Genomic DNA, 25,839 nt, shown 5'->3' with positions numbered 1-25,839 from the left:
ACTTCTTTGTCAATGGCTTCGACGAAAGGCCGCGCGGTCCGCGCGGCCTTTCGTCGGTACGACCGGTCAGGGCGTCCAGTCCGGACGCAGCGGGTACCCGTTCACCCCTTCCGGGCCGTTGTGCGTGGCGAGCACGTGGTGCAACTGGATGCCATTGCGCTCGAACGCCAGCCGGGAGCCGGCCATGTAGAGGCCCCACACCTTCGCGGTGCCCGGCCCGACCTCGCCGACGCAGAAGTCCCAGTGCTCGACCAGGTTGCGGCACCAGCCGGCGAGCGTCAGCGCGTAGTGCCGGCGCAGGTTCTCCTCGTGGTGCACCTCGAACCCGGCGTCGTGGATCTCGCTGATCAGCCGGCCCGGACCGGCCAGCTCGCCGTCCGGGAAGACGTACCTGTCGATGAACGCGCCGGAGCGGTGCGGCGCCCGGTTGTCGGCCCGGGTGATGCAGTGGTTGAGCAGCCGCCCGCCGGGCTTGAGCCGGGAACGCAGCGCGCCGAAGTAGGCCGGGTAGTTGCGCACGCCGATGTGCTCGGTCAGCCCGATCGAGGAGATCGCGTCGAACTGCTCGCGCGGCGCGTCCCGGTAGTCCAGGTGACGCACCTCGGCCAGCTCGCTCAGCCCCTCCCGCTCGATCGCCGCCTGCGCCCACTCGGCCTGCGCCTTCGACAGCGTCACACCGAGCGCCTTGACGCCGTACTCGCGGGCCGCGTGCCGGACCATGCCGCCCCAGCCGCAGCCGACGTCCAGCAGCCGCATCCCCGGCTTGAGCGCCAGCTTGCCGGCGACCAGGTCGTACTTGTTGCGCTGCGCCTCCTCCAGGGTGTCGCCGGGGCTGCGGAAGACCGCGCAGGTGTACGTCATGGACGGCCCGAGCACCTTCTCGTAGAAGGCGTTCGACACGTCGTAGTGGTGCGAGATCGCGCTGCTGTCCCGGGTACGCGAGTGACGCAGCCCGGTCATCAGCCGCCGCCAGCGCGGGGCCGCCTCCTGCGGCGGGGGCGGCGGCGGGCGCAGCCGTTCCCAGCCCAGGCCCCGGACCAGCGCGAGCGCCTCGCTCATCGCCGGGATCCGCAGCGGTACCTCGTCCTTGATGACCCGCAGCGCCTCGTACGGGTCGCCCGGGTGCACGCCCTCCAGCCCCAGGTCACCGCTGACGTAGGCCCGGGCCATGCCCAGGTCGCCCGGCGCGGTGAGCAGGTAGGACAGGCCCCGCTCGGTGCGGATCGCCAGGGTGATCCCGGCGTCGGCCGGGCCCAGCGTGCTGCCGTCGTAGCCGGTGACCCGGACGGGCAGGTCGCCGGTGGTGACCGCGCGGACCACGTCCGCGACTGTGGGTCCGGTACGCCGCCCGCCCGCCGGCGGGCCGGCCGGGGCGCTCGCCGCCCCCGGTGTTCGGTCGGTCAGACTCATGCTCGGGATACCGCCTTCTCGTACAGTCCGGTGAGTCGGTGGTCCGGGTCGTAGCGGTCCTTCACGGCACGCCAGGTGTCCCCGCCGTAGAGGCGGTCGAACTCGCCCCGGTCGTAGTACGCGTCGGAGTAGAGCGACTTGTGGCCGCCCACCTCCGACACCATGCGCTCGATCTGGCGGTTGACGTCGCCGTCGGCGGCACCCGCCGCGATGGGCACGCTTCCCCAGAAGCCGATGTTCACATACGTTTCGCCCGGTTGGAGCGGATATAGCGGCCACGCCTTCGCCGACCCGGGACCGGACGGCTCCCGCAGCCGCAGCGGGCACAGCCACACCGGCGTCATGCCCACGTTCGCGGCGAACCAGCGCAGGAACTCGGGCGTGCGGTCCAGCGGGACCTCCACGTCCTGCACCACCCGTTCGCGGGCCGGGCGGCCCCGCCACCTGTCGACCCGGGCGGCCACCTGGTGCCGGTGCTCCAGCCGCACGATCCGGTGGTAGACGTCGCTGCGCCGGTAGCGCCGCGGCCACAGCCGCCGCACCACCGGGTGCTGCACCCCGAACGCCGCCGAACACCAGAACCAGTCGGTGTCCCAGCGCCAGAGATAGTCGTACGCGGTGAGCGTGTCCCGGGTGCGCCGGCGCAGCGAGCGGTAGTAGATCTCCTGGCCGGTGTAGTCGGACGGGCCGTCGTCGGCCTCGTCGGTGAACGCACCGAGCACGAGGTAGGCCTCGCCGGGGCTGAACATCACCCCGTCCATGGCGTCGACCGGCTCGCCGCCCCAGGCGCCCTTGGCGACCACCTCGCCGACCGCGTCGACCAGTTCCTCCAGCCGGGTGAACCGGATGTTGCGCAGCGACACGTACCGGCGGACCGGTTGCAGCTCGATGCGCAGCCGGGTCGCGTAGCCGAGGCTGCCCAGCGAGTTCGGGAAGGCGCGGTGCAGGTCGGCGTGCTCGCCCTGCGGCCGGGTCGTGACGATCTCGCCCGTGCCGGTGAGGACGTCCATCTCCCGCACCGACTCGTGCGGCAGGCCGTTGCGGAAGGAGGTGGACTCGATGCCCAGGCCGGTCACCGCCCCGCCCAGCGTGATGGTGCGCAACTGCGGCACGACGAGCGGCATCAGGCCGTGCGGCAGCGTCGCGTCGACCAGATCCTCGTACGTGCACATGCCCTGCACGTCGGCGGTGCGGGCCGCCGGGTCCACGGCGAGCACCCCGGTCAGGCCGCTCACGTCCAGGCCGGGCGTACGCGGCGCGGAGCGGGGCCGGAACAGGTTCGAGGTCTGCTTGGCCAGCCGTACGGGTTCCCCGGCGGGCACCGCGGCGTAGGAGCGCCGCAGCGTGTCCACCGCCCGTTCATGATCACGGACAGCGTGCATGAGATCACCTTACGCTCGGGTACGACAATTCGTGGGATGTCCACGGTGGCCTTTCGGCGACTCGCCGACGACGCGCGCGTTACCGTGACCGCCATGGCGAATCCCGCGCTGACCGCTCTCGACGACGCCGGCCTGCCGTACCGGATGATCCGCCACGGTCCGGTCGCGAGCCTCGCCGAGGCGGCCGCGGCGCGCGGCGTCGAGGTGCCCGACGTGGTCAAGACGATCGTGGTCCGCCGCGGCGAGGGCGACCTGCTGTTCGTGCTCACGCCCGGCGGCCGGGTGATCTCCTGGCCGAAGCTGCGCGCCCTGCTCGGGGTGAGCCGGCTCTCGATGCCCGATGCCGAGGCGGCGAAGGCCGCCACCGGGTACGCGCGCGGCACCATCACGCCGTTCGGCTCCACCACCGCCTGGCCGGTGGTCGCCGACGAGCGGCTGCGCGGCCGGGAGATCACGCTCGGCGCGGGCGAGCACGGCCTCGCCGTCGCCGTCGACGCGGACACCGCGCTGGCCGCGCTCGGCGCGACGGTGGCCGACGTGACGGACGAGGAGCCGACGCGCTGAGCGGTGGCCGGCACGCGCCCACCGGCATAGCGTGGAGGACATGCCGAAAGCCGTCTGGAACGACCTCGTCGTCGCCGAGAGCGACGACACAGTGGTGGTCGAGGGCAACCACTACTTCCCCCGTGCCGCGCTGCGCGACGACCTGATCCGGGAGTCCGACACCCACACGGTCTGCCCGTGGAAGGGCACGGCCTCCTACTACACGCTCGAACACGGCGGCGCCACCAGCCCGGACGCCGTCTGGTACTACCCCGAGCCCAAGCCGGAGGCGGAGATGGTCCGCGACCGGGTGGCGTTCTGGAAGGACGTCCGGGTCGTCGACTGAGTCACCGTGCCGCCGGGGCGACTGGCACCCGGTGGCCCCGGTGGGTCACTATGCCCCCATGGCCGACCCGCACTCCGACCCGTCCGGCACCGTCTACGGCGCCCGCCGCGCCCGTGGCGTCCGAGGCGTCCGAGGCGTCCGGCTGCCCCAGGACCCGCTGATGCGGGTCGCGCTGGGCGTCGGCGTGGCGGGCGTACTCCTCGGGGCGTTCTTCGCCACCGGCGTGCTCGGCGGCGGTACCGACCGGCCGGTGGTGCCGGCGGCGGCGGTGCCCACCGCGGCGCCGAGCGAGCCGAGCACGGAACCGACAGCGGAGCCCACGCCGTCGGCGTCGCCCTCGCCGAGCGCGGCGCCGAGCACCCCCGCCGCGCCGGTGGCCACGCCGAAGGTGATCCGGGGCGTGCCGTCCGGGCGCTGCCTCGGCGTGACCGGTGACGAGGCCGAGGGCGCCCAGGCGGCGCTGGCCGACTGCACCGGCGGGCCGGAGCAGCAGTGGGTGGTCACGCCGGTCACGAACGACACCTACCTGCTCGTCAACGCGGCGAGCAGCAAGTGCCTGGACGTCAACGAGGCGAAGACCGACGACGGCGCGGACGTGCAGCAGTGGTCCTGCAACGGGCAGGCCAACCAGCAGTGGCGGTTCCAGCAGGCCGGTGACGGCGCGGCGCTGCTCGTGGCGGTGCACAGCGGCAAGTGCGCGCAGGTCGACGACGCGGGCACCGAGCCCGGCCGTGAGTTGGAGCAGGCGCCGTGCAGCGGCGCTCCCGAGCAGCAGTGGGCGGCCGGCTGACCGGCCGGCCCCGGTAGCGCTGACCGGCCGGATCGGTGACGCTGACCGGCCGGCCCCGGTGGCGCCGGCCCGTCAGCCCCGGTAGCTCCAGGCCCGCCGGCCCGCGACCGCCGGCAGCGCGAACGCGGGCTCGTCGGCGGGACGGCGCCGCAGCAGCAGCGACAGCCCGGCCGCACCGACCGACAACGCACCCGCCACGTACCAGGCCAGCGCGTAGTCGCCGAGCCGGTCCCGGACCAGACCGGCGCCGGTGGCCGCGAGCGCGGCGCCGAACTGGTGTGCGGCGAACACCCAGCCGAACACCACGGCGCCGGACGCGCCGAACCACTCCCGGCACAACGCCACAGTCGGCGGGACCGTGGCCACCCAGTCCAGCCCGTAGAAGACGATGAAGACGAGCATGCTCGGTTCCGCAGTACCGGCGAACAGGCTCGGCAGCACCAGCAGCGACGCCCCGCGCAACGCGTAGTAGGCGCCGAGCAGCAGCCGGGCGTCCACCCGGTCGGTGAGCCAGCCGGACGCGATCGAGCCGGCGATGTCGAAGAGCCCGACCACGGCGAGCAGTCCGGCGGCTGTGGTCTCCGGCATGCCGTGGTCGTGCGCCGCGGGCACGAAGTGCGTACCGACCAGGCCGTTCGTGGTCGCGCCGCAGATCGCGAAACCACCGGCGAGCAGCCAGAACGGCCGCGTCCGCGCGGCGGCGGCGAGCGCGCCGACCGCCCGCGCCGCGGCGCCGCCCTCCGGCCGGGCCGGCGGCACGACCTCGGTCGCGCCGTAGGCGGGCCGCCCCAGGTCCGCCGGATGCTCCCGCAACAACCACACCACAAGGGGTACGACCGCCAGCGCAGCCCCGGCGACGACGAGTGCCGCCGTGCGCCAGCCGTGGTCGCGCACCAGCACCGCGAGCAGCGGAAGGAAGACGAGCTGCCCGGCCGCGCCCCCGGCGGTGAGCACACCCGTCACCAGGCCCCGCCGCTTGACGAACCAGCGCCCCGTCACCGTCGCCACGAACGCCAGCGCCATCGAGCCGGTGCCCAGCCCGACGAGGACGCCCCAGCACAGGATGAGCTGCCAGCTCTCCGTCATCCCCACGGTCAGACCGCTGCCGGCGGCCACCAGCACCAGCGCGCCGGCCACCACCCGGCGGATGCCGAACCGGTCCATCAGCGCGGCGGCGAACGGCGCGGTGAGGCCGTACAGCAGCAGGTTGACCGAGACGGCGGCGGAGATGGTCGCCAGCGGCCAGCCGAACCCGGCGTGCAGCGGGTGCAGCAGCACGGCCGGGGTGGCGCGGAAACCGGCGGCGCCGACGAGCGCGACGAAGGCGACGGCGGCGACGAGCCAGGCCGGGTGCAGGCGGGATCGGGTCACCTACCGAGTCTCGGGCCGGGCGGTGCCCGCGACGAGTGGCCGGAAAGCCATCGTGCGCAATAATCGGGCCATGTCCGTACCGCACCGGGTCGCCGTCCTCGCCCTCGACGGCGTGGTGGCGCTCGACCTCGGCACCCCCGCCCAGGTCCTCGGCGCCGCCCGCGCCGACGACAGCACCCCGCTGTACACGGTGGCGACCTGCACCCCCGGCGGCCTGCCGATACGCAGCAGCGCCGGCTTCCAGGTCCTCCCCGACCACGGGCTGGAACTGCTGGAGCGCGCCGACACCGTGATCGTCCCCGGCATCCACTCGGGCTCGCCGCTAAACGACGGCACGGTGGCCGCCGAAGTGGCCCAGGCGCTGCGGGCCGCGTACGACCGGGGCGCCCGCGTCATGTCCATCTGCACCGGCGCGTTCGTGCTCGCCGCCGCCGGCCTGCTCGACGGCCGCCCGGCCACCACGCACTGGGCGTACGCGTCGCGCTTCCGCCGCCTGCACCCCGGCGTACGGCTCGACCCCGACGTGCTCTTCGTCGACGACGGCCGCGTGCTCACCTCGGCCGGGGTGGCCGCCGGAATCGACCTGTGCCTGCACGTCGTCCGCACGGACCACGGCAGCGCGGTGGCCAACCGGGCCGCCCGGCGCTGCGTGGTGCCGCCGTGGCGCGACGGTGGGCAGGCCCAGTACATCGAGCGGCCGGTACCCCGCGGCGCTGACAACGGCACAGCGGCCACCCGCGAGTGGGCGCGGCAGCGGCTGCACGAGCCGGTGGCGCTGCGCGAGATGGCGGCGCACGCGCGGATGAGCGTCCGTACGTTCACCAGGCACTTCCGGTCCGAGACCGGGCTCAGCCCGGCGCAGTGGCTGCTCCAGCAGCGCACCGAGCACGCCCGGGTGCTGCTGGAGACGACGGATCTGAGCGTCGACCGGATCGCCCGGGACGCGGGTTTCGGCACCACCGCCGCACTGCGACAGCACTTCCACGCGCGGGTAGGCGTATCCCCCACCGCCTACCGCCGCACGTTCCGCCACCCGCCCCCTGCGACGTCCCCCGCCCCGCGTTCCGCCCCGCCCGCACCCGCTGTCCCGCCCGCGCCCGCCGTCCCGTCCGCGCCCGCTTCCGTCGATCTTGGAGTTGTGGCGCCTGGAAGGCCAGGCATGTCGGAGTTGTCCACTGCCACAACTCCATGATCGGTTGTCTGCCGGTCAGGCGAGGTGGGGCTGGCGGCGCAGGGCGCGGAGCTGGGCCAGGTGCAGCGGCAGGTGCACGCGGATGTGCAGGTCCAGCGCCCTGCCCCAGGGCAGCGAGTCGTCCACGTCCAGGTCGAAGCCCTCGCGCAGCACGGTGTCCACCGGCGTCTCCGCCGCCGGGCCGAGCCGCTCCGCCAACGCGCACAACTTCTGGCTGGTGGCCCGGAACAGCGCGGCCAGGCCGTCCAGCCCGCCGCACTCGGAGACGAGCGCGTCCAGTTGCGGCCGGTGGATGGTGTCCAGGTCGTAGTACGCGAACGGCGAGCCGGCCAGCACCGCCTCGGTCGCCTCGCTCATCAGCTCGTCGTTGGCGGCGAGGTGCGCGACGATCTGCTCGGCGCTCAGCTGACCTTCGGGCGGCGGCCCGAACCCGCCCGCGTCGATCTCCGCGAACAACTCCTCGTACGCCTGCCGCAGTGCCGGGGCGTCCACCTCGTCCATGCCCCGCATCCAACCCTCGCAGCCGCTGCGGGCACCCCGGCTACCGTGCCCGGTTCACCCAGACGCGTGAAGGCCGGCACCCCGTTGGTTCGGGGTGCCGGCCTTCAGCTTGGTCTCACTTGTTCGTCTTAGCTGTTCCAGTGCTGGGCGACGAGGTCGGCGGCCTGCTGCTCCCACTGGGCGTAGTGGTCCGGGTAGGCCGACACCTGGACGGTCTGGGCGGCCTTGGTCAGCGGCATGTCCTGCCAGCCGTCGACCTGCTTCAGACCCTTCAGGAACGCCGTCGTGGAGTACTCCGGGTCGGTGATCTGCTCCACCGTGCCCCAACCACTGGACGGGCGCTGCTGGAACAGGCCCTGCGAGTCATGGTCGTTACGGTCACCGAGGTGGCCGAGGTTCTCCAGCTTCGACTCCTGCAACGCCGTAGCGATCGACACGACCGCGGCACGCTCGTCCATGCCGGCCTTCTTCGTCGCCGCAATGATCGCCTTCACATTCGCGGTCTGCTCGTCGTTCAGGTCGATACGCGACTGCTCACCCTGCACACCGTGCGGGATCAGCTTGTCACCCTGCACGCTCACACTCACCGGCTTCGCCACGTGCGTGGTCTCCGCCGCGTGCGCAGCCACCGGACCGGCGAACACGCCACCGGTGAAAGCCAGACCAGCAACACCCAGAATGCTCTTCCGCAGAATCGTATTCATGGAGGGCTCCATTCGGGGGTCGACACACCCCGCGGGGGAACGGGGATGCGTGGGCACCGTCAGGCGCTCAAAAGATTGGGGGGATCGGCTGCTCGCGAGGGCAGGGGGGCCTCGTCGCGGCGCCGGAACACTGTTCAACGACCCGCCACCCGCCACCATTCCCGGGGGCGCCACACGCCACCAGAAAGCGGCGGGGGTTCACGTCGTCGGAACCGTGTTCAACGACCAGCCGGCCAGGATGATTCCCGGGCTGGCGGATGCCACCCCGCTCGCAGGGCGCGCCGCCGACGCTCGGTCGTTCACCCGGTTACAACGCCACCCACCCGCCCGCGATTCCACCCCCCGAGTGCCACCCACCACCCCCGAACCGAACACCACCGCCCACACCGGCACGGACCGCACCACACGCACCCGCCCCGCGCCGTCGATCATGAAGTTGACGGCGACAAAACGGACACCAAACACCGCCAAGTTCATGATCGACCCCGAGCCAGGCCGGGCTGACCCGGGCGAGCGGACGGCACCCCGGGTCACCTGCTCGATCTTGCGGTTCGAGACCTTCAGGTGCCCCATTCGCGCGGTTTGCAGGGTACGAAAGTGCAAGATCGCGGATGCCCCAGGGGATCCCGGGCGGCTCTTGTGCCCGAGCTGACGAGGACTCGCCAAGGCTCCAGGAGAGGCCGCCGATCTTGGAGTTGCGGCACCTCGCGAAAGCCGCAAACCGGGCATCATGGGCACCACAACTCCAAGATCGACGAGAGCGCGAGAGCGAGAGCGCGGGCGAGAGCGCGCGGGCGAGAGCGCGAGAGCGAGCGCGCGGGCGCAAGCTCAGCGGCGGCCGTGGCGGGCGCGTAGGTAGTCGGAGACGACGTACTCGCCCAGGTCGTCCAGGTCCGGGGTGAACATCCGGCCACCCGAACGCCGCGCCACCGCATCCACGAACCGGCGCAGCCCTGGATCGTCGCCCAGCATGAACAGGTTGAGCGTCGCGCCGTACCGGGTCAGCCGGTCCACCTCCCGGATCGTCGCCGAGATCGTCTCCGGCAGCGGCGGCCAGTGGAAGTACGCCTCACCGTCCTCCGGGTCCAGGTGCGCTGTCGGCTCGCCGTCGGTGACCACCAGCACCACCGGCTCGGCACCCGGGTGGCGGCGCAGGTGCCGCCCGGCGATCCGCAGCGCGTGCTGGAGGTTGGTGCCCTGCTGCATGTCCGGCTCCACCGCCGCCAGCTCCTGCTGGGTCAGCGGCATCGCCTCCCGGCCGAAGCCGACGATCTGCAGCGCGTCCTGCGGGAACCGGGTCGCCATCAGGTGCGACAGGGCCAGCGCGGTCTGCTTCATCGAACCCCACCGGCCCTGCGAGATCATCGAGTACGACAGGTCGACGCACAGCACCACCGCCGCCGACGCCCGCCGTTCGGTCTCCACCACCTCGAAGTCCTCGACCGCGAGCGGCACCGGCACTCCGGGACCGGCCCGTCGCACCGCCCGGGTGAGCGTGCGCACCACGTCAAGCGGCTGTTCGTCGCCGTACTCCCAGGGGCGTGACGCCCCGCTCACCTCGCCTGCGGCGCCCGCCGTGCGCAGGTCGTGCTGGCCGCGCGGGCCGGCGGTCAGGTCGGAGAAGACGCGCCGCAGCGCAGTGCTCGCGAGCCGGCGCAGCGCCTTGGGGCTGAGCGTCAGCCCGTCCGCGTCGCGGGTGACCCAGCCCTGGCGGCGCAGCTCGCGTTCCAGTTCCTGCAACCGGCGTACGTCGTCGGCGGCGTCCCGGCCCAGCGTCCGGGCGACGGCCTCCACGTCGACGTCGTCGAGTGTGGCGCCGGGCTGGTCCTGGTCGAGGGAGTCCAGCAGCTCGTCGAGTTCGGCGATCTCGTCCAGCGCGCCGGTGGCCTCGCCGTAGCCGAGCGGCTGGTCGCCGCGGACCCGCTCGCCGCGCTGCCAGTTCAGGTCCGGCCGCAGCGACCGCAGGTGCGCGTCGAGCTGGGACAGTTCACCAGAGAGCCGGTCGCCGAGCGACTGGCGCATCAGCCCGGCGAGTTCCTCACGTTGCCGGTCCGACAGCGACCGCATGAGGCGCTCACCGGCGGCGGCCCGCCGGGCCAGTACGTCGATCAGCTCGTCGACGTCGGTGGGGCGTTCCGGGAAGAACTCGCCGTGGCGGCGCATGAACTCGGCGAACGCGTCGGTGGTGTCCTCGGAGCGGGCGTGCCGGGCGAGCAGGTCGTTGAGGTCGCGCATCATCTCGGCGAGCTGCCGCTGGACGGCCGGGTCGGCGGTGGCCCGGGCCGCGTCGCGCAGCCCGGCGAACCGCTGCTCCAGCACGTCGCCGCGCAGCCCGTCGAGGATCCGCTGGTACGTCTGCCGCGCCTCGGCGCTCGCCCAGTCGTACCCGGAGAGCTCCGACACCGCGCGGGCGGTGGAGCGGGGCAGGTTGTCGAGCACGGCCTCGGCGAACCGGGCGTCGTCGCCGTCGCGGCCGCGCAGCTCGTCGCGTTCGGCTGCGAGCGCCTGGTCGAGCAGTGCCCGGGCCCGGGTGACGGCCCCGTCGAGGTCGCCGCGGCGCAGCGCCTCCCGGCGCAGGCGGCGGGCGCGGGCGGCCAGGTCGTCGAGCCCGCCGCGCCCCTGCGGGCCGCGCCGTAGCAGCTCGCGCAGGGATTCGCGCAGGCTGCCGCCGGCGAGCACGTCGGAGCCGACCGCGTCCACCGCGGCGCGCACGTCGTACGGCGGGGCGAGCGGGTCGGGTCCGCCGCGCCACTGCCCGTACCGGAAGCGGTTGCCGCCGGCCACTGTCAGTCCCGGTCCCCGTAGACGGTGCGCCCGGAGTCGGTGACGTCCTTGCCGAGCCGGCGGGTCAGATGCAGCCCTTCCAGCACGAACTCGATGCCGGCTGCCGCCTCCTCCGGGCTGGGCGCGTCGCCGAGCCCGAGCCGGTCGAGCACCTTGGCCAGCCCCGGCACGGTCCCGACCTGGCGCAACAGCTCCGACGAGGAGACCAGCTCGCCGGTCTCGACGGCGCCGCCCTCGGCCACGATCGCGGTGAAGCCGGACAGGTCGAGCCCGGCGAGGCGGGCGCGGAACGTCTCGGCGGTGGCGGTACGCAGCAGGTGCGCGAGCACCTCGATCTCGCGTCCCTCCTCGCCGCTCTCGAACTCGACCTTGCCGCGCAGGGTGGAGGTCACCGACACGGTGTCCCCGATCCGGGCCACCGGCGCCTCCGGACGAGAGGCAGACGCAGACGCAGCGCCGCCACCCGAGGCACCGGCAGCGGCACCTGCCAGCAGACCCGAACGACGCAACGCGGCGGCGGCGACCGTCTCCGCGGCGGCGATGGCGAACCGGGCGGACACGCCGGAGCGCGGGTCCACCGACGGCGACTCCCGCACGTCGCGGGCGAAGCGGGCCAGCACCTCCAGCACGTGCTCCGGTACGACGGCGACCAGGTCGGCCTCCTGCCGGATCAGCGCCAGCTCCAGGTCCAGGTCGAGCGGGTAGTGGGTACGGATCTCCGCGCCGAACCGGTCCTTCAGGGGCGTGATGATCCGGCCCCGGTTGGTGTAGTCCTCCGGGTTGGCGCTGGCCACGAGCAGCAGGTCCAGCGGCAGCCGCAACTGGTAGCCGCGGACCTGGATGTCGCGCTCCTCCAGCACGTTGAGCAGCGCCACCTGGATGCGTTCGGCCAGGTCGGGCAGCTCGTTGACGGCGAAGACGCCCCGGTTGGTGCGCGGTACGAGCCCGAAGTGGATGGTCTCCGGGTCGCCGAGCGTGCGCCCCTGGGCGAGGCGGATCGGGTCGACGTCGCCGATCAGGTCACCGACGCTGGTGTCCGGCGTGGCGAGCTTCTCGCCGTACCGCATCGAGCGGTGCAGCCAGCCGATCGCCAGGTCGTCGCCGGCCGAGCCGACGAGCGCCCGGGAGGCCGGGGTGAGCGGGTGCATCGGGTGCTCGTTGAGTACCGAGCCGGGGATCACCGGGGTCCACTCGTCCAGCAGCGCACCGAGTGAGCGGATCAGCCGGGTCTTGCCCTGCCCGCGCTCGCCGAGCAGCACCATGTCGTGCCCGGCGAGCAGCGCGCGCTCGACCTCGGGCAGCACCGTGTCCTCGTAGCCCACGATGCCGGGGAAGCGGTCCTCGCCGGAGCCCATCCGGGCGAGGAGGTTGTCTCGGAGTTCCTGTTTGACCGTGCGGTAGCGGTGGCCGGTCGCGCGCAGCTCGCCGAGCGTGCTCGGCAGGTCGGCGGGCGGGACCGGGGAAACCTGGTTGGGAGCGGTCACCCGACCCACGCTAGCGCGGTCCGATGACCGGCGGCGCCCGTCGTCACTGACGCCGCCGGAGCGCCGCTCACTTCCCGAGCCGGGCGCGGACCATCCGGGGTACGGCGGCCAGCCCGGTGACCGGGCGGAAGGCGTGCGCGGCGGCGACCAGTGCGGCGTACTCGTCGTCGGCGAGGTCGATCTCGGCGGCGGCGGCGTTGCGTTCCATCTGCTCGACCCCGGAGGCACCGGGGATGGCCACCACGTTCGGGTGCCGCAGCACGTACGCGAGCGCGATCTGGCTCGGCGTCGCGTCGTGCGCGTCGGCGACCTCGCGCAGCGTGGCGATCAGCGCGGTGCCGCGTTCCAGGTTCTCCGGCAGGAAGTACGGGTTGGCCCGGCGTACCGCCCCGGCGGGCGGGTTCGTGGCGTCGTAGCGGCCGGAGAGGAAACCCTGCGCCAGCGGGGAGTACGCGATGACGATCCGGCCGGCCTGCTCCGCGTACGGGATGAGGTCTTCTTCGGGGCCGCGGTCGATCATGCTGTAGCGGACCTGGTTGCTCAGCACCCGACGGCCCAGCGCGGCCTCGGCGAACCGCCACCGGCGCAGGCCGTAGTTGCTGACGCCGACCTCGCCGACCAGCCCGACGTCCTGCAACGAGCGCATGCCGCGCATGGTGGTGGTGTCGGCTACCACCGGGTTGGCCTGGTGCACCTGGTAGAGGTCGATGCCGTCGACGCCGAGCCGGGCGGCGGAGGCGACCGCGCGCTGCTGCACCACCGGGGCGACCGGCAGCAACGGGAAGATCTTGGTGGCGACCACGACCTTGGCCCGGTCGTCGCCCAGGGCCGCGCCGAGGATGCGCTCGCTGCGGCCGAAGCCGTACAGCTCGGCGGTGTCGAACAGGGTGACGCCCAGGTCGAGCGCCCGCCGGACGATCTCGGCGGCGCGGCGCTCGTACTCGGGGCCGTAGCCCCACTCCTTGGAGCCGAACTGCCAGGTGCCGAGGCCGATCTTGGAGATGGGCTTGGGGGTGTCGAGCCGCACGTAACGCATGAGGCCGAACGTACCCGGGCTGCTGCGTGCGCACTCCGGTCCGGACAGAATGGCCTGGTGACCTACCTCGCCAGCGACGACCGTTACCACGAGATGATCTACCGGCGCAGTGGCCGCAGCGGACTGAAGCTGCCAGTCATCTCCCTCGGCCTGTGGCACAACTTCGGACCGGACCGCCCCTTCGAGCGGCAGCGCGACATCGTCCGCCGCGCCTTCGACCTCGGCATCACCCACTTCGACCTCGCGAACAACTACGGCCCGCCACCCGGCTCGGCGGAGGAGAACTTCGGCCGGCTGCACGCCACCGACCTGAAGCCGTACCGGGACGAGCTGGTGATCTCCAGCAAGGCCGGCTACCTGATGTGGCCCGGCCCGTACGGCGAGTGGGGCTCGCGCAAGTACCTGATCTCGTCGCTGGACCAGTCGCTGCGCCGCCTCGGGCTGGACTACGTCGACATCTTCTACTCGCACCGGTTCGACCCGGAGACCCCGCTGGAGGAGACGATGGGCGCGCTCGACGCGATCGTCCGCTCCGGTAAGGCGCTCTACGTGGGCATCTCCAACTACGACTCGGAGCAGACCGAGCGGGCCGCCGCGATCCTGCGCGACCTGGGTACGCCGCTGCTGATCAACCAGCCGTCGTACTCGATGATGAACCGCTGGACGGAGAGCGACGGCCTGCTGGACACGCTGGAGCGCGTCGGCGCCGGCTGCATCGCGTACAGCCCGCTCGCCCAGGGCCTGCTCACCGACCGTTACCTGAAGGGCATCCCGGCCGACTCCCGGGTACGCACGAGCGTCTTCCTGAACGAGAGCGACCTCGACGAGGAGACGATGGCGACGGTCCGGGGGCTCGCCGCGGTGGCGCAGCGGCGCGGGCAGACCCTGGCCCAGCTCGCCCTGGCGTGGGCGCTGCGCGACCCGCGCATGACCAGCCTCATCATCGGCGCGAGCAGCGTCGGGCAACTGGAGGGCAACGTGGCCGCGTTGAACAACCTCGACCTCGCCGGGGACGACCTGGCCGAGATCGAGCGCCTGCTCGGCTGAGTCACCAGATGCGGCGCCGCCCGGCGCGGTGGTTGCGGACACCGCACGGCCGCCCGGGCGGCGGCCCGCCGGTCCGTCGCAGTCCGACCACCGCCGCCGCGAGCAGCGCGACGACGAGCGCCGCCGCGCCGACCACGAGCGGCCGGGACAGCGGTCCGCCGTCGGTCACCGTCGCGACCGGCACCGCCGACTCGTCGTCGGCCGCCGGAACGGCGAGGGTACGCGGAGGCGACGCGCTCGCCTTCGGCGCTGCCGACGGCGGGTCCGACGCACCGCGTACCGCCCGGAAGATCACGTCCGAGCAGGAGTAGTACGTGTCCTGGGTGTCCGAGTTCTGCCAGATCACATAGACGATGTGCCGGCCGCTACGGTCGGCCGGCAGCCGCCCCCGCATCTCGTACGCGCCCGCGCGGATCGGCGGGTCGGTGACCTGAAGGAACGGCTTCTCCTCCAGATCCGCCCAGGTCAGCGAGCGTCGAGGCGAGTACGAGCCGGTGGTGACGTAGTACCGGAACGTGCCCCGGTGCGGAATGGTGGTGCGGTAGCGGAACGTGTGCCGGGCACCGGCCGTGAGCGTGGTGGCGGGCCAGTCGGCGCGCGCCAGGTCCAGTCCCCGGTACGCGGACAGCCCGCCGCTGCACAGCTCCCCGTCCGGGATGCGTTCCCGGTCCCGCCCGTCGATCCGCGCCACCCGGATGTTGTCCCACTCGCGTACCGCCGCTCCGGCGGCGACCGCGGCCCGGCAGGCGGGCGTCTGCGCCCGGCCACCCTCGGGCCCGCACGCGGCGGCCCGGCTCAGCGGGCTGGTCGGCGCACCGTGCGCCGCGGCCGGCGCGGCGGTCAGCGGCACCGTCGCGGCGACGGCGGCGAGCGCGGCGAGCGCGCGACGTGCGGCCATGTGATCGACCTCCCGCGCACTGGTACGGCCGCGAGCCGCCAAAGGTTCGATCCGCGCCGATCGGCCGGGGCGGCATGACCGAACGGACAACCGGGGCGGCGACGGACACCTGATGGGCCCTACAGTGACGAAACCCTGTGATCGAGGAGCGTCCCTTGTCCGAGCCGGCCCCGTCCCCCGAGCCGTCCCGCGCCGCCCCCGCGGCCGGGCCCGCGCCGGGCGACGTCCCCGCCCCCGCACAGCCGTACCTGCTGGTCCTGCCCACGATGGAGGGCGCTCCCGCGCCGGTGCCCTGGCCGGGCGCCGAGGGGCAGCCCGGCTGGGCGATTCCGGTCACCGTGCCACCCGGCACCCAGGGGTACGCGTTGTTCCTCCCGCTGGTCCCGGCGACCGGCCAGCAGACGGCGACCGGCCAGCCTGCGGCGGCGGTGCCCGCCCAGGCCACAGCGCCCGCCGCCGAGCGCTCCCCGCAGGAGGGCGCTACGACGGCAGCGACAGGTAGGGGAAAGCCCGCCGCCGCACCGGCCGACCGGCCGACGGGCGGAGAGGCTGTCGCCGCCCCGGCGGCTTCGGCCACCACCCAGGCGGCCGGCTCGAAGCCGTCCGTCGCGAGCGCCGACGCAGCGGGGGCGGCCACGGCCGGCTCCGGTGAGGCCGGCGCGCGTCCCGGCGACGGCGCTCCGCAGACGGCCACTTCCGCGACCTCAGACCCGGCGGGGGCCTCGCAGACGTCTGCCGCTCCCGCGGGCCCGCAGCCGGCCTCCGGGTCATGGGCAGCGCCGGGCACGCAGCCGGCCTCCGGGCCGCCGCCCGCGCCGGGTGCGCAACGTGCTCCGGGCACGCCGCCTCCGCACGGCGGTGGGCCGGTGCCCGCGCCGCCGTACCCCGGAATGGGGTGGAGCGGGCACCCGCAGGCGCCGACGTGGGCGCCGCGACCTCAGGTGCCGCGGACCTCGTTCCTCGGTGCGCGGTGGCCCGGCCCGAAGGCGGCGACCGGGCGGGCCGTGCCGCTCGCGGTGCTGGCCGCTGCGGTCGGCAGCGCGGTCTTCGTGCCGCTGGGCCGCGTCGGCGTCGGCTGGTTCCTGGGGTGGCTCACGCTCACGCTCGCGGTGGTGCTGGCGGTCCGGTCGAAGACCGCGGAGCTGCCGCGCGCCGACAAGTTCATCCGGGCCGGGTGGGCGGCGGCCGCGCTGGCCCTGATCGCCGTGCCGGCGTTCCGCAACGCCTGGTGGCTCGTGACGTTCTGCGTGCTCGGCGCGCTCGGCTGCGCCACCCTCGCGATCATGGGCGGGCGGCTGGTGCGCTCGGTCCTGTTCGGCCTGGTGGCGACGCCGTTCGCGGCGTTGCGCGGCCTGTCGTGGGTACGCCGGCACATCACCGCCTCGCCGCAGGAGGCGACGGTGCGAAAGGTGACCGTCTCGGTGGTCGCCACGGTCGTGGTGCTCGTGGTCTTCGGCAGCCTGCTCGCGTCGGCCGACGCGGCGTTCTCCGAGGCGCTCGGCTCGCTCGTCCCCGAGATTAACCTCGGTACGGTGTTCGGCTGGCTGTTCCTCGCAGTGGTGGGCGGGCTGATCGCTGTCGCCGCGCTCTACACGCTCGCCGCGCCGCCCGACCTGTCCACAGTGGATCGCGAGGGTGAGCGCCGTCTCGGCCTGCTGGAGTGGGCCCCGGCCATCGGCGCGCTCACGCTGCTGTTCGCCGGGTTCGTGGTGGTGCAGTTCACCACGCTCTTCGGCGGGCAGCAGCACGTGCAGCGGGTCGCCGGGCTCAGCTACGCCGAGTACGCGCGCAGCGGCTTCTGGCAGCTGCTCTTCGTCACGCTGCTGACCGTGGCGGTGCTCGGCGGGGTGAGCCGCTGGGCACGCCGGGAGCGGCCGGTCGAGCGGATCATGCTGCGCGTGCTGCTCGGGCTGATCAGCGCGCTGAGCGTGGTGATCGTGGCGTCGGCGCTGTCCCGGATGTGGACGTACCAGAAGGTCTACAGCTTCACCGGCGAGCGAATCTTCGTGATGGCGTTCGAGATGCTGCTCGGCACGGTCTTCCTGATGATCATCGCGGCCGGTGTCAAGTGGCGGGGCCGGTGGATTCCCGGCACCACGCTCGCGCTGGCCGTGGCGATGCTGCTCGGCCTGGCCGTGCTCAACCCGGAGGACTACGTCGCCCGCCGCAACACGCTGCGGTACGAGCAGACCGGCAAGATCGACGCCTGGTACCTGCGGGCGCTGTCCGCCGACGCCACCCCGGCGCTCGCCAAGCTCCCCGACCCGGTACGCCGGTGCACGCTGAGCTGGATCGCCGACGACCTCGCCGAGCCCGACCCCTGGTACGCCTGGAACCTGGGCCGCCAGCGCGCCCGTAAGGCCCTCGACGAGGTCGGCCCGCAGGCGATCGGCGGTCCGAAGGACTGCCGACGGGCTGACCAGTTCGACCTGCCGAAGACGCGGCGTCCCCGCTGATGTCGCAGGCCGGGCCGCGGACCACCGCGGCCCGGCCACCGGCAGCCGTCCGGCGACCGTTCATCCGCTCCTCACCTCGATGCCACGGCGGGCACCGACTCCGCACCTAGCTTCGGCTGCGCGAACGACAACCGAGGTAGCGGAGGTTTCTCCATGTCCACCCGTCAGCTCGTGACGGCACTCGTCGCCGGCGCGGTGCTCGCCGTGCCGGGCGTCGCCCACGCGGGTCCGGCCGACCGTCCCGGCGTACCGCCGCAGCGGACCCACTTCGACCTTCAGGCCCACCGCGGCGGCATCGGGATGACCACCGAGGAGACGCTCGCCGGGTTCGCCAAGGCGATGCGCCTCGGCGTCACCACGTTGGAGCTGGACACCCAGGTCACCCGGGACGAGAAGGTGGTAGTCACGCACGACCGGCAGGTCAGCGCGCAGAAGTGCCGCGACACCGCCCCGGTGCGGCCCGGCGACCCGGCCTACCCGTACGTCGGGAAGTACATCAAGGACCTCACGCTCGCGCAGATCAAGACCATGGACTGCGGCTACCAGCAGTTGCCCGGCTTCCCCGAGCAGGAGCAGATCGCCGGTGTCCGGATGGCCGAGCTGCGCGACGTGCTCGACCTGGTGAAGCGCTACCGCGCGCACGGGATCACGCTCAACATCGAGACCAAGGTGGAGGCGGGCGCGCCCGAGCAGACCGCGCCGCGTGAGCTGTTCGTCAGGCGGGTCTTCGAGGAGATCCGGCGCTCGGGCATCGAGCGGCAGGTCACCATCCAGTCCTTCGACTGGGGCGCGCTGCGGGAGATGCACCGGCTCGCGCCGCGCTGGCCGCTCGTGGCGCTGACGAACTACGACTTCCTCCAGGTCGGCAAGCCGGGCGCGTCGCCGTGGCTGGGCGGGCTGGACGTGGACGACTTCGGTGGCGACTTCGTCCGGGCCGCCGCCGCGACCCCCGGCGTGACCGCACTGTCCCCGAACTACGGGTTCCCGCAGAACGGCACGATCGCCGACCCGAACTTCCGCTTCTACCCGGACCGCCGGATGATCGCCGACGCGCACGCGCGAGGGCTCAAGGTCATCCCCTGGACCTGCGACGACATGCCCACAGTGGCGGCGCTCATGGACATGGGCGTCGACGGGATCATCACCGACTACCCGAACCGGGTGCGGCAGCTCATGGCCGAGCGCGGGATGCGGTTGCCGAAGGCGTACCGGGCGCGCTGAGGTCCGGCGGCGGCCCGGTCAGGCCGGGCCGCCGCCGAAGCCGATCTCGTTGCCGTCCGGGTCGTGGAAGATCACCTTCCGGACCCCGTTGTCGTAGGTCTCCTGCGCTGTCGGCGTCAGACCACGGGCGGCGATCGCCGCGACGCGGGAGTCGAGGTCGTCGACGAAGACCGTCTGCATGGCGTGACCGGCGTGCTCGGGCCGCACATCGACGTAGAGGTAACGGTGCTCGGCCAGCTCCCACACCGCCTCGCTGTCGTCGGGCCGGAACTGCGGCGGTGCGCCGAGCAGCCGCTCGTACCAGTCCGTCGCCACCGCGAGATCGCGCACCGGGACGCCGGCGAACAGGTCGACAGTCATCCGGCCAATCTATCCGGGTCGACGTGGCCGCGCGGGCTCACGCCGTACCGGCGTTTGAACGCCGCACTCAGGGCGAACGAGCTGCCGTAGCCGACCCGGCGGGCGACCGCGCCGACGGTGGCGCCGGGCTCGCGGAGCAGGTCGGCCGCGAGCGCCAGCCGCCAGCCCGTCAGGTACGCCATGGGCGGCTCACCGACCAGCGCGGTGAAGCGCCGCGCCAGCGCCGCCCGGGACATCCCCACCTCGGCGGCGAGCGACGCCACCGTCCACGGCCGGGCCGGGTCGTGGTGCAGCATCCGCAGCGCGCGGCCGACCACCGGATCGGCGTACGCCCGGTACCAGGCGGGCGCGGCGGCACCCGGCCGGGCGAACCACTCCCGCAGCGCGGCGATGAGCAGCAGGTCGAGCAGGCGGTCGAGCACCGCCTCCTGGCCGGGGTCGTCCTTGACGATCTCGGCGGCCAGCAGCGGTACGAGCGGCGTGTCCCAGGACTCGCGGCGCACCACCGCGAGCGGCGGCAGCGCGTCCAGCAGCCGCCGTCCGACCGTGCCCCGCACCGGGTACGTGCCGGTGAGCAGCACGGTCCGGCCGTCCGGCCCGTTGCCCCAGGTGCGTACGCCCCACCGCGTCATCGCGAACAGCTCGCGCCCGTCGGGTGTGGTGCAGCGTTGGCCCGGGTGCACGACCACCTGCGGCGCCGTGGCCGGGTCGTCCGCCACCGTGTACGGGGCCGGCCCGCGCACGATCGCCACGTCACCGCCGGTCAGCCGCGCGGCCCCGCCCTCTTCCGGCACGATCCAGCCGTCGCCCCGCACCACGGCGACGAGCGTGAGCGGCGCCTCGTCCCGGATCAGCATCGACCAGGGCGGGGTGAGGATCGAGCGCAGCAGGAAGGCGCCCCGCGCCCGGGGACCGTCGAGCAGGCCGGAGACGGCGTCCACGAGACGATTGAACACAGGATCGCGCGTCCTGACCATGGGCCGTCTCACCGCGCGGCGGTTCGATGAGGACATGCGACTCGTACAACAACTGACGCTGGTCGGCGCCACAGTCGGGGCCGGTCTGATGGCGGGCCTGTTCGCCGCGTTCGCGTACGCCGTGATGCCGGCGCTGCGCGGCGCTGAGGACCGCACGTTCGTGGACGCGATGCAGCGCATCAACGTCACCATCGTCAACGGCTGGTTCCTGCTGGCGTTCCTGGGTACGCCGGTGCTGGCCGCGCTCGCGGCGGTGCTGGCCTGGCGCGGGACCACCCGGCCGGCGCTGCCGTGGATCGTCGCCGGGCTCGCCCTGTACCTGGTGATGTTCGTCGTCACCGTGGCGGTGAACGTGCCGCTGAACGACGCGCTCGCGGCGGCTGGTTCCGCCGATCTCGCTGCGGCTCGGGAGCGCTTCGAGTCCGCCTGGGTCACCTGGAACGTGGTCCGGACGCTGGTGAGCACGGCCGGGTTCGGCGCGCTGTGCTGGGCGCTGGTGCTCGCGGGCCGCGCCGCTTGAGCGCCGTTTGCCTGCGAGATGCTAGGAGATGAACCTGTCCGCGTACTCCTCCGCAGGTTCCACGTTGGTGATGACGTCGATCAGGACACCGTCCGGGCCGGCGAGGATGAAGTGCCGCTGTCCGAACTCTTCGGTCCGCACGGGAAGCACGACCTCCAGGTGCCGCAGGCGCTCCCACTCGGCGTCGACATCGTCCACCTCCAGGTTGAGCAGCATCCCGCTGGCGACCGGCCCGCGGTAGGCCGCCGGGATCGTCTCGTGGCTGCTGTCCAGCACCGCCAGTTCCCAGTTGTCGCGGCGCAGGCTCACGTACCACTCCGTCTCGAAGGTCGGCTGGAACCCGAAGTGCTCGCGGTAGAAGGCCGCAGCCGAGGTCACGTCGGTCGTCATGAGGACCGGGTACGAGCTGGCGAGTGTCATGGCGAACTCCTTTACATACACTGTGCAGGTAAAGGAATATACATACACGGAGCATGTAAAGGAAGAGTGCGGCATGGCGCGAGCCACCAAGGAGCAGAGCGAGATCACCGGCCGGCGCATCCGGGACGTCGCGACTGCCCTGTTCGCCGAACGCGGCTACACGGCCGTCCGCCTGGAGGAGGTGGCCGCCGCAGCCCAGGTCACCAGGGGTGCGGTCTACCATCACTACCGCAACAAGCAGCACCTGTTCGAAGCCGTCGCAGCCGCCGCGCAACAGCGGGTCGCCGCTGCGGTCGCCAGCGCTGCCGAAGCGGTCGCCGATCCATGGGACGGCCTGGTCGCCGGCTGCCGGGCGTTCCTCACCGCCAGTGTCGACGACACACACCGGCGGATCCTGCTGGTCGACGCGCCCGCGGTGATGGGTTGGCGCACGTGGCGCAGCCAGGACGCGGCCGCTTCCGGGCACCACCTGGCCGAGGCGGTGGCCACGCTGGCAGCAGCCGGGCACCTTGAGGTCAACTCGCCCGAGGCAACTGCCACCTTGCTCTCCGGCGCGATGAACGAGGCAGTGCTACGGATCGCCGAAGCCCCGGACCGGGACGCCGCATTGGTCGAGACGTGGCCCGATCTGCTGCGCCTGCTTCAGGGTCTCCGCGGGCCGCGCACCGCACCCGTCCGGCACGGTTAGCTGGTGGTGCGGCCTTCGAAGGTGACACCGGCAGCACATGGTCAGCACAGAGCGGCGCGACGCTCAAAGAACTGATGGCGCGCATCGGCCATTCGAGCACCCGGGCAGCGATGATCTACCAGCACGCGACCCGTGACCGCGATCACGCCATCGCCGCCGCGTTGGACGCCCTGATCGAAGAGGCGCGAGGCAAGCTCAGCGCCTGATCTGGCACGGGTCTGGCACATTGCGACCCGAGAGATCGACGAATGACAAAAGCCCTGGTGGGAGGCATTGTCTCTCACCAGGGCTTTTCGCTTGGGTGGAGCCGAGGGGACTCGAACCCCTGACCCCCACACTGCCAGTGTGGTGCGCTACCAGCTGCGCCACGGCCCCTTGCGGTCGTCCCCGGTCGCCCGGGCACGGAGAGAACTATACACACGCCGCCCGGCATGGTCATCTCGCGGGGGTCCCCCGCACCCGGCTCAGTTCAGCGCCACGTCCGGCGGGAAGTGGGCCACCGCCGCCATCATGCCGCCCTGCCGGCGCAGCACCATCGGCCACAGATCATCCGGCCGGTCGACGAAGGCGTCACCGGGCAGCGCGTCGAACACGAACCAGGAGCCCTCCTCGATCTCGCGCTCGACCTGCCCTGCACCCCAGCCGGAGTAGCCGGCGAACACCCGGATCCCGCCGACCGCCTCGCGCAGCTTCTCCGGGTCGACCGAGAGGTCGATGGTGCCGACCGCACCGGAGACGCGGTGGAAGCCCTTGACCGGCCGGACGGGGTGCCGCATCCGGGCCAGGCAGATGGCGGAGTCGGGCTGCACCGGGCCGCCCTCGAACAGCACCGCCGGGTCGCGGGCCAGGTCGCTCCAGTCGCCGAGCACGTCGGCCACCGAGACCTCGGTGGCCCGGTTCAGCACCACCCCGAGGGCGCCGCCGGGTTCGTGGGCGACGAGCAGCACGACCGTACGGTCGAAGTTCGGATCCTTGAGCCCCGGTGTCGCGACCAGCAGTCGTCCGGTCATCGACTCCATGGCTCGGCCACCGATCGCCTGCCCCTCACCCTGCATGTCCGACACCCGTCAGCCGTGCGCCCGTACGGGCCCGAGGCCGTCGACCGTCCACCCTGTCAACGCCATGTCACGCACCATAGCCTGCACCCGGCCCGCTGGTTAAGGTCTGACGGCGGGTGATCGCGACGGATCGAGGGAGGGCCGGATGGCGGCGCAGGCCGAACTGGCGGTGATCGGCGGGTCGGGGCTCTACGCCCTGCTCGACGGGGTGGAGCACGTGGTGGACACCCCGTACGGCGAGCCGTCGGGCCCGATCACCGTCGCCGAGGTGGGCGGTCGCCGGGTGGCGTTCCTGCCCCGCCACGGGCGCGATCACCGCTATCCGCCGCACCTGATCCCGTACCGGGCGAACCTGTGGGCGCTGCGGTCGCTGGGCGTACGCCAGGTGCTGGCGCCGTGCGCGGTGGGTGGCCTGCGACCGGAGCTGGGCCCGGGGACGTTCGTGGTGCCGGATCAGTTGATCGACCGCACGAGCGGGCGCACGCAGACGTACTACGACAAGGGCGCGGTGCACGTGTCGTTCGCCGACCCGTACTGCCCGGCCGGGCGGCGCACGCTGCTGGACACGGCGGCGGGGCGTGGCGTGCCGGCGGTGGACGGCGGGACTGTGGTCGTGGTCGAGGGTCCGCGCTTTTCGACCCGGGCGGAGTCGCGCTGGTTCGCCTCGATGGGCGGCACGATCGTCAACATGACCGGCCACCCGGAGGCGGTGCTGGCCCGTGAGCTGGCCCTCTGTTACACGTCGATCGCGCTGGTCACGGACCTGGACGCGGGCGTGGAGGCGGGCGAGTCGGTCACCCACGAGGAGGTGTTCCGGGTCTTCGCGGAGAACACCGACCGGCTGCGCGGGCTGCTGCTGGACGCCGTGGCGGCGCTGCCCGCCGAGCGGGAGTGCGAGTGCGGGAGTGCCCTGGACGGGATCAAGCTGCCGTTCCCGCTGCCCTGAGCGCGGGAAGTGCCCGAAAAGTCGCCTTCGGCCCGATAGATTCGGCTGGTCGGGAGACTGGGCACCGGGCCGGCTCCGGCATCCGCGTGCGGAACGGAGGCAGCCGGCGATGGCGACGGTGCGGGAGGCGACCTACGACCTGCTGCGCGCGCTCGGCCTGACCACCGTCTTCGGCAACCCGGGCTCGACCGAGGAGCCGTTCCTCCAGCACTTCCCGGACGACTTCCACTACGTGCACGCGCTCCAGGAGGCGTCGGCGGTCGCGATGGCCGACGGCTACGCCCAGGGCACCGGCCGGCCCGCGCACGTCAACCTGCACACCGCGCCGGGCACCGGCAACGGCATGGGCAACCTGGTCACCGCCTGGCACAACCGGACCCCGCTGATCGTCAGCGCCGGCCAGCAGACCCGCGAGATGCTGCTGATCGAGCCGCGCCTGGCCAGCCCCCGGGCGGTCGAGCTGGCCCAGCCGTACGTCAAGTGGGCCCACGAGCCGGCCCGCGCGCAGGACATCCCGGCGGCCTTCATGCGGGCGTACGCCTCGGCGGTGCAGCCCCCCGCCGGACCGGTCTTCCTCTCCCTGCCGATGGACGACTGGGACCGTCCGGCCGACCCGCCGCCGCAGGTGCGTACCGTCGCCACCCGGATCGCGCCGGACCCGGACCGGCTGCGGGGCTTCGCCGGCGCGCTGGCCGCCGCCCGCGCCCCGGCACTGGTGCTCGGCGCGGCGGTGGACCGGTCGGACGCCTGGGCGGACGCGGTGGCGCTGGCCGAACGCCTGGCCGCCCCGGTCTGGGCCGCCCCGGCGCCGGAGCGCGCCGTGTTCCCGGAGCGCCACCCGCACTTCCGGGGCGTGCTGCCGTACGCGATCGGGCCGTTGTCGGAGGCGCTGCGCGGCCACGACGTGGTGCTGGTGGTGGGCGCGCCGGTGTTCCGCTACTACCCACACGTGCCCGGTGACTACCTGCCCGGTGACGCGCGGCTGCTGCACGTCACCGACGACCCGGACGAGGCGGCCCGCGCTCCGGTCGGGGAGAGCCTGCTCGGTGATGCCGGGCTGACCATGGCCGCGCTGTGTGAGCTGCTGCCGCCGACCGATCGGGCGGCGCCGTCACCGCGCCCGCAGCCGGCCCCGCCCGAGCCGGCCGACCCGCCGAGCGCCGACGCGCTGTTCGCCGCGCTGGCGGACGCGTGGCCGGCGGACGGGGTGCTGGTGCAGGAGTCGCCGTCCAACCTGGCCGCGCTGCGCCGCCGGCTGCCGATCGAGCGGCCGCGCTCGTACCTGACGATGGCCAGCGGCGGCCTCGGCTTCGGGCTGCCGGCGGCGGTCGGCATGGCGCTCGCCGAACGCGACACCGGGCGTGGCCGCCCGGTCGTCGCGGTGGTCGGCGACGGCTCGTTCCACTACTCGGTCCAGGCGTTGTGGACGGCGGCGCGGCTGCGCCTGCCGCTCGCCGTCGTGGTCCCGGTGAATCAGCAGTACGCGATCCTGAAGGCGTTCGCCGAGCTGAAGCACACCCCTGGTGTGCCCGCGCTGGACCTGCCCGGGTTGGACGTGACGGCGGTGGCGCACGGCTACGGCTGCGCCGGTGCGGTGACCACGCTGGACGGGCTCGGCGCGGCGCTGACCACAGCGCTCGACGCGGACCGGCCGACGGTGCTGCCGGTGCCGATCAGCACCGACGTGCCGCGGATCCTGTGAGCT

General features: G+C 73.2%; 26 protein-coding genes and 1 tRNA gene. 12 read left to right on the top strand and 15 right to left on the bottom strand.

Features of this window, described 5'->3' with window-relative positions:
* Positions 1-66: 66 nt before the first annotated feature.
* Together NMK34_RS05915 and NMK34_RS05910 are read right to left on the bottom strand one after the other, a co-directional pair.
* Entirely contained in the window at positions 67-1,410 is a 1,344-nt protein-coding gene (locus NMK34_RS05915) for a class I SAM-dependent methyltransferase (RefSeq protein WP_318332531.1), read from the bottom strand.
* Positions 1,407-2,792, bottom strand: a complete 1,386-nt coding sequence (locus tag NMK34_RS05910) for an FAD-binding oxidoreductase (RefSeq protein WP_318332530.1) — start codon at positions 2,790-2,792, stop codon at positions 1,407-1,409. Before NMK34_RS05910 ends, NMK34_RS05915 begins: the two co-directional genes overlap by 4 nt.
* A gap of 93 nt (positions 2,793-2,885) precedes the next feature.
* Here NMK34_RS05910 and NMK34_RS05905 point away from each other — a divergent pair, with 93 nt between their 5' ends.
* From NMK34_RS05905 to NMK34_RS05895, 3 genes are read left to right on the top strand one after another with little or no spacing between them, the layout of a single operon-like run.
* Positions 2,886-3,356 carry a YbaK/EbsC family protein gene (locus tag NMK34_RS05905; RefSeq protein WP_318332529.1) on the top strand — a complete coding sequence of 157 codons (471 nt, stop codon included), beginning with the start codon at positions 2,886-2,888 and terminating at the stop codon, positions 3,354-3,356.
* A 40-nt stretch (positions 3,357-3,396) separates the two neighbouring features.
* On the top strand, positions 3,397-3,681 hold the full coding sequence (locus tag NMK34_RS05900) for a DUF427 domain-containing protein (RefSeq protein WP_318332528.1): 285 nt from the start codon (positions 3,397-3,399) through the stop codon (positions 3,679-3,681).
* Between the two features lie 58 nt (positions 3,682-3,739).
* Positions 3,740-4,471 carry an RICIN domain-containing protein gene (locus NMK34_RS05895; RefSeq protein WP_318332527.1) on the top strand — a complete coding sequence of 244 codons (732 nt, stop codon included), beginning with the start codon at positions 3,740-3,742 and terminating at the stop codon, positions 4,469-4,471.
* Positions 4,472-4,543: 72 nt separating this feature from the next.
* On the opposite strand, the gene NMK34_RS05890 is transcribed toward NMK34_RS05895, so the two are convergent.
* A complete protein-coding gene (locus NMK34_RS05890; RefSeq protein WP_318332526.1) occupies positions 4,544-5,842 on the bottom strand; it encodes an MFS transporter in 1,299 nt (432 codons plus the stop codon).
* Positions 5,843-5,912: 70 nt separating this feature from the next.
* Here NMK34_RS05890 and NMK34_RS05885 point away from each other — a divergent pair, with 70 nt between their 5' ends.
* Positions 5,913-7,034, top strand: coding sequence for a GlxA family transcriptional regulator (locus NMK34_RS05885; RefSeq protein WP_318332525.1), 1,122 nt, complete (start codon positions 5,913-5,915; stop codon positions 7,032-7,034).
* Between the two features lie 15 nt (positions 7,035-7,049).
* Here NMK34_RS05885 and NMK34_RS05880 read toward each other — a convergent pair whose 3' ends face one another.
* The 6 genes from NMK34_RS05880 to NMK34_RS05855 form a co-directional block, all read right to left on the bottom strand.
* Positions 7,050-7,544: a hypothetical protein gene (locus NMK34_RS05880; RefSeq protein ID WP_013284249.1), complete on the bottom strand. Its 495-nt coding sequence runs from the start codon at positions 7,542-7,544 to the stop codon at positions 7,050-7,052.
* Between the two features lie 119 nt (positions 7,545-7,663).
* A complete protein-coding gene (locus NMK34_RS05875) occupies positions 7,664-8,239 on the bottom strand; it encodes a hypothetical protein (RefSeq protein WP_013475362.1) in 576 nt (191 codons plus the stop codon).
* A 198-nt stretch (positions 8,240-8,437) separates the two neighbouring features.
* Complete coding sequence (locus NMK34_RS05870) at positions 8,438-8,812, bottom strand: hypothetical protein (protein ID WP_318332524.1); 375 nt, start codon at positions 8,810-8,812, stop codon at positions 8,438-8,440.
* A 255-nt stretch (positions 8,813-9,067) separates the two neighbouring features.
* Positions 9,068-11,023 carry a VWA domain-containing protein gene (locus NMK34_RS05865; RefSeq protein WP_318332523.1) on the bottom strand — a complete coding sequence of 652 codons (1,956 nt, stop codon included), beginning with the start codon at positions 11,021-11,023 and terminating at the stop codon, positions 9,068-9,070.
* Between the two features lie 2 nt (positions 11,024-11,025).
* Entirely contained in the window at positions 11,026-12,516 is a 1,491-nt protein-coding gene (locus NMK34_RS05860; RefSeq protein WP_318332522.1) for a magnesium chelatase, read from the bottom strand.
* A 58-nt stretch (positions 12,517-12,574) separates the two neighbouring features.
* On the bottom strand, positions 12,575-13,543 hold the full coding sequence (locus NMK34_RS05855) for an aldo/keto reductase (RefSeq protein WP_047894557.1): 969 nt from the start codon (positions 13,541-13,543) through the stop codon (positions 12,575-12,577).
* 57 nt (positions 13,544-13,600) lie between these two features.
* Between NMK34_RS05855 and mgrA the strand changes: the two genes are divergently transcribed.
* A complete protein-coding gene (gene mgrA, locus NMK34_RS05850) occupies positions 13,601-14,590 on the top strand; it encodes an L-glyceraldehyde 3-phosphate reductase (RefSeq protein WP_318332521.1) in 990 nt (329 codons plus the stop codon).
* A gap of 1 nt (position 14,591) precedes the next feature.
* Here mgrA and NMK34_RS05845 read toward each other — a convergent pair whose 3' ends face one another.
* Entirely contained in the window at positions 14,592-15,488 is an 897-nt protein-coding gene (locus NMK34_RS05845; protein WP_318332520.1) for a lytic polysaccharide monooxygenase, read from the bottom strand.
* 155 nt (positions 15,489-15,643) lie between these two features.
* Here NMK34_RS05845 and NMK34_RS05840 point away from each other — a divergent pair, with 155 nt between their 5' ends.
* Together NMK34_RS05840 and NMK34_RS05835 are read left to right on the top strand one after the other, a co-directional pair.
* Positions 15,644-17,944: a DUF4173 domain-containing protein gene (locus NMK34_RS05840; protein ID WP_318332519.1), complete on the top strand. Its 2,301-nt coding sequence runs from the start codon at positions 15,644-15,646 to the stop codon at positions 17,942-17,944.
* A 153-nt stretch (positions 17,945-18,097) separates the two neighbouring features.
* Positions 18,098-19,165: a glycerophosphodiester phosphodiesterase family protein gene (locus tag NMK34_RS05835; protein ID WP_013284238.1), complete on the top strand. Its 1,068-nt coding sequence runs from the start codon at positions 18,098-18,100 to the stop codon at positions 19,163-19,165.
* An 18-nt stretch (positions 19,166-19,183) separates the two neighbouring features.
* Here NMK34_RS05835 and NMK34_RS05830 read toward each other — a convergent pair whose 3' ends face one another.
* Both NMK34_RS05830 and NMK34_RS05825 read right to left on the bottom strand, forming a co-directional pair.
* Positions 19,184-19,525, bottom strand: coding sequence for a VOC family protein (locus NMK34_RS05830; protein WP_282312906.1), 342 nt, complete (start codon positions 19,523-19,525; stop codon positions 19,184-19,186).
* Positions 19,522-20,466, bottom strand: coding sequence for an AraC family transcriptional regulator (locus NMK34_RS05825; RefSeq protein ID WP_318332518.1), 945 nt, complete (start codon positions 20,464-20,466; stop codon positions 19,522-19,524). Before NMK34_RS05825 ends, NMK34_RS05830 begins: the two co-directional genes overlap by 4 nt.
* A gap of 70 nt (positions 20,467-20,536) precedes the next feature.
* On the opposite strand from NMK34_RS05825, the gene NMK34_RS05820 reads away from it, so the two are divergent.
* Complete coding sequence (locus NMK34_RS05820; protein ID WP_318332517.1) at positions 20,537-21,022, top strand: DUF1772 domain-containing protein; 486 nt, start codon at positions 20,537-20,539, stop codon at positions 21,020-21,022.
* 21 nt (positions 21,023-21,043) lie between these two features.
* On the opposite strand, the gene NMK34_RS05815 is transcribed toward NMK34_RS05820, so the two are convergent.
* Complete coding sequence (locus tag NMK34_RS05815) at positions 21,044-21,442, bottom strand: VOC family protein (RefSeq protein ID WP_013284234.1); 399 nt, start codon at positions 21,440-21,442, stop codon at positions 21,044-21,046.
* Positions 21,443-21,515: 73 nt separating this feature from the next.
* On the opposite strand from NMK34_RS05815, the gene NMK34_RS05810 reads away from it, so the two are divergent.
* Together NMK34_RS05810 and NMK34_RS05805 are read left to right on the top strand one after the other, a co-directional pair.
* Complete coding sequence (locus NMK34_RS05810) at positions 21,516-22,130, top strand: TetR family transcriptional regulator (protein ID WP_047893725.1); 615 nt, start codon at positions 21,516-21,518, stop codon at positions 22,128-22,130.
* A gap of 74 nt (positions 22,131-22,204) precedes the next feature.
* On the top strand, positions 22,205-22,336 hold the full coding sequence (locus NMK34_RS05805; protein WP_047893726.1) for a hypothetical protein: 132 nt from the start codon (positions 22,205-22,207) through the stop codon (positions 22,334-22,336).
* A 96-nt stretch (positions 22,337-22,432) separates the two neighbouring features.
* On the opposite strand, the gene NMK34_RS05800 is transcribed toward NMK34_RS05805, so the two are convergent.
* Positions 22,433-22,505 (bottom strand) — tRNA-Ala (locus NMK34_RS05800).
* A gap of 89 nt (positions 22,506-22,594) precedes the next feature.
* A complete protein-coding gene (locus tag NMK34_RS05795; protein ID WP_135243469.1) occupies positions 22,595-23,185 on the bottom strand; it encodes a YqgE/AlgH family protein in 591 nt (196 codons plus the stop codon).
* A gap of 148 nt (positions 23,186-23,333) precedes the next feature.
* Between NMK34_RS05795 and NMK34_RS05790 the strand changes: the two genes are divergently transcribed.
* Both NMK34_RS05790 and mdlC read left to right on the top strand, forming a co-directional pair.
* Positions 23,334-24,134, top strand: coding sequence for an S-methyl-5'-thioadenosine phosphorylase (locus NMK34_RS05790; protein WP_318332516.1), 801 nt, complete (start codon positions 23,334-23,336; stop codon positions 24,132-24,134).
* Between the two features lie 109 nt (positions 24,135-24,243).
* Positions 24,244-25,836: a benzoylformate decarboxylase gene (gene mdlC, locus NMK34_RS05785; RefSeq protein ID WP_318332515.1), complete on the top strand. Its 1,593-nt coding sequence runs from the start codon at positions 24,244-24,246 to the stop codon at positions 25,834-25,836.
* Positions 25,837-25,839: the final 3 nt, after the last annotated feature.

It is taken from the genome of Micromonospora sp. BRA006-A (genome assembly GCF_033433935.1).
Classification (GTDB): Bacteria; Actinomycetota; Actinomycetes; order Mycobacteriales; family Micromonosporaceae; genus Micromonospora; species Micromonospora aurantiaca.
Note: the sequence above shows the minus strand (reverse complement) of the source record. Positions and strands in the feature narration are given on the sequence as shown.

Excerpts from the sequence above, each read along its gene's own strand:
- NMK34_RS05915 (WP_318332531.1), bottom strand. The coding sequence starts at position 1,410 with ATGAGTCTGACCGACCGAACACCGGGGGCGGCGAGCGCCCCGGCCGGC.
- NMK34_RS05870 (WP_318332524.1), bottom strand. The coding sequence starts at position 8,812 with ATGGGGCACCTGAAGGTCTCGAACCGCAAGATCGAGCAGGTGACCCGG.
- mdlC (WP_318332515.1), top strand. The coding sequence starts at position 24,244 with ATGGCGACGGTGCGGGAGGCGACCTACGACCTGCTGCGCGCGCTCGGC.
- NMK34_RS05895 (WP_318332527.1), top strand. The coding sequence starts at position 3,740 with ATGGCCGACCCGCACTCCGACCCGTCCGGCACCGTCTACGGCGCCCGC.
- NMK34_RS05810 (WP_047893725.1), top strand. The coding sequence starts at position 21,516 with ATGGCGCGAGCCACCAAGGAGCAGAGCGAGATCACCGGCCGGCGCATC.
- NMK34_RS05855 (WP_047894557.1), bottom strand. The coding sequence starts at position 13,543 with ATGCGTTACGTGCGGCTCGACACCCCCAAGCCCATCTCCAAGATCGGC.
- NMK34_RS05875 (WP_013475362.1), bottom strand. The coding sequence starts at position 8,239 with ATGAATACGATTCTGCGGAAGAGCATTCTGGGTGTTGCTGGTCTGGCT.
- NMK34_RS05790 (WP_318332516.1), top strand. The coding sequence starts at position 23,334 with ATGGCGGCGCAGGCCGAACTGGCGGTGATCGGCGGGTCGGGGCTCTAC.
- NMK34_RS05910 (WP_318332530.1), bottom strand. The coding sequence starts at position 2,792 with ATGCACGCTGTCCGTGATCATGAACGGGCGGTGGACACGCTGCGGCGC.
- NMK34_RS05845 (WP_318332520.1), bottom strand. The coding sequence starts at position 15,488 with ATGGCCGCACGTCGCGCGCTCGCCGCGCTCGCCGCCGTCGCCGCGACG.
- NMK34_RS05885 (WP_318332525.1), top strand. The coding sequence starts at position 5,913 with ATGTCCGTACCGCACCGGGTCGCCGTCCTCGCCCTCGACGGCGTGGTG.
- NMK34_RS05805 (WP_047893726.1), top strand. The coding sequence starts at position 22,205 with ATGGCGCGCATCGGCCATTCGAGCACCCGGGCAGCGATGATCTACCAG.
- NMK34_RS05830 (WP_282312906.1), bottom strand. The coding sequence starts at position 19,525 with ATGACTGTCGACCTGTTCGCCGGCGTCCCGGTGCGCGATCTCGCGGTG.
- NMK34_RS05815 (WP_013284234.1), bottom strand. The coding sequence starts at position 21,442 with ATGACACTCGCCAGCTCGTACCCGGTCCTCATGACGACCGACGTGACC.
- NMK34_RS05835 (WP_013284238.1), top strand. The coding sequence starts at position 18,098 with ATGTCCACCCGTCAGCTCGTGACGGCACTCGTCGCCGGCGCGGTGCTC.
- NMK34_RS05905 (WP_318332529.1), top strand. The coding sequence starts at position 2,886 with ATGGCGAATCCCGCGCTGACCGCTCTCGACGACGCCGGCCTGCCGTAC.
- NMK34_RS05900 (WP_318332528.1), top strand. The coding sequence starts at position 3,397 with ATGCCGAAAGCCGTCTGGAACGACCTCGTCGTCGCCGAGAGCGACGAC.
- NMK34_RS05820 (WP_318332517.1), top strand. The coding sequence starts at position 20,537 with ATGCGACTCGTACAACAACTGACGCTGGTCGGCGCCACAGTCGGGGCC.
- NMK34_RS05795 (WP_135243469.1), bottom strand. The coding sequence starts at position 23,185 with ATGCAGGGTGAGGGGCAGGCGATCGGTGGCCGAGCCATGGAGTCGATG.
- NMK34_RS05880 (WP_013284249.1), bottom strand. The coding sequence starts at position 7,544 with ATGCGGGGCATGGACGAGGTGGACGCCCCGGCACTGCGGCAGGCGTAC.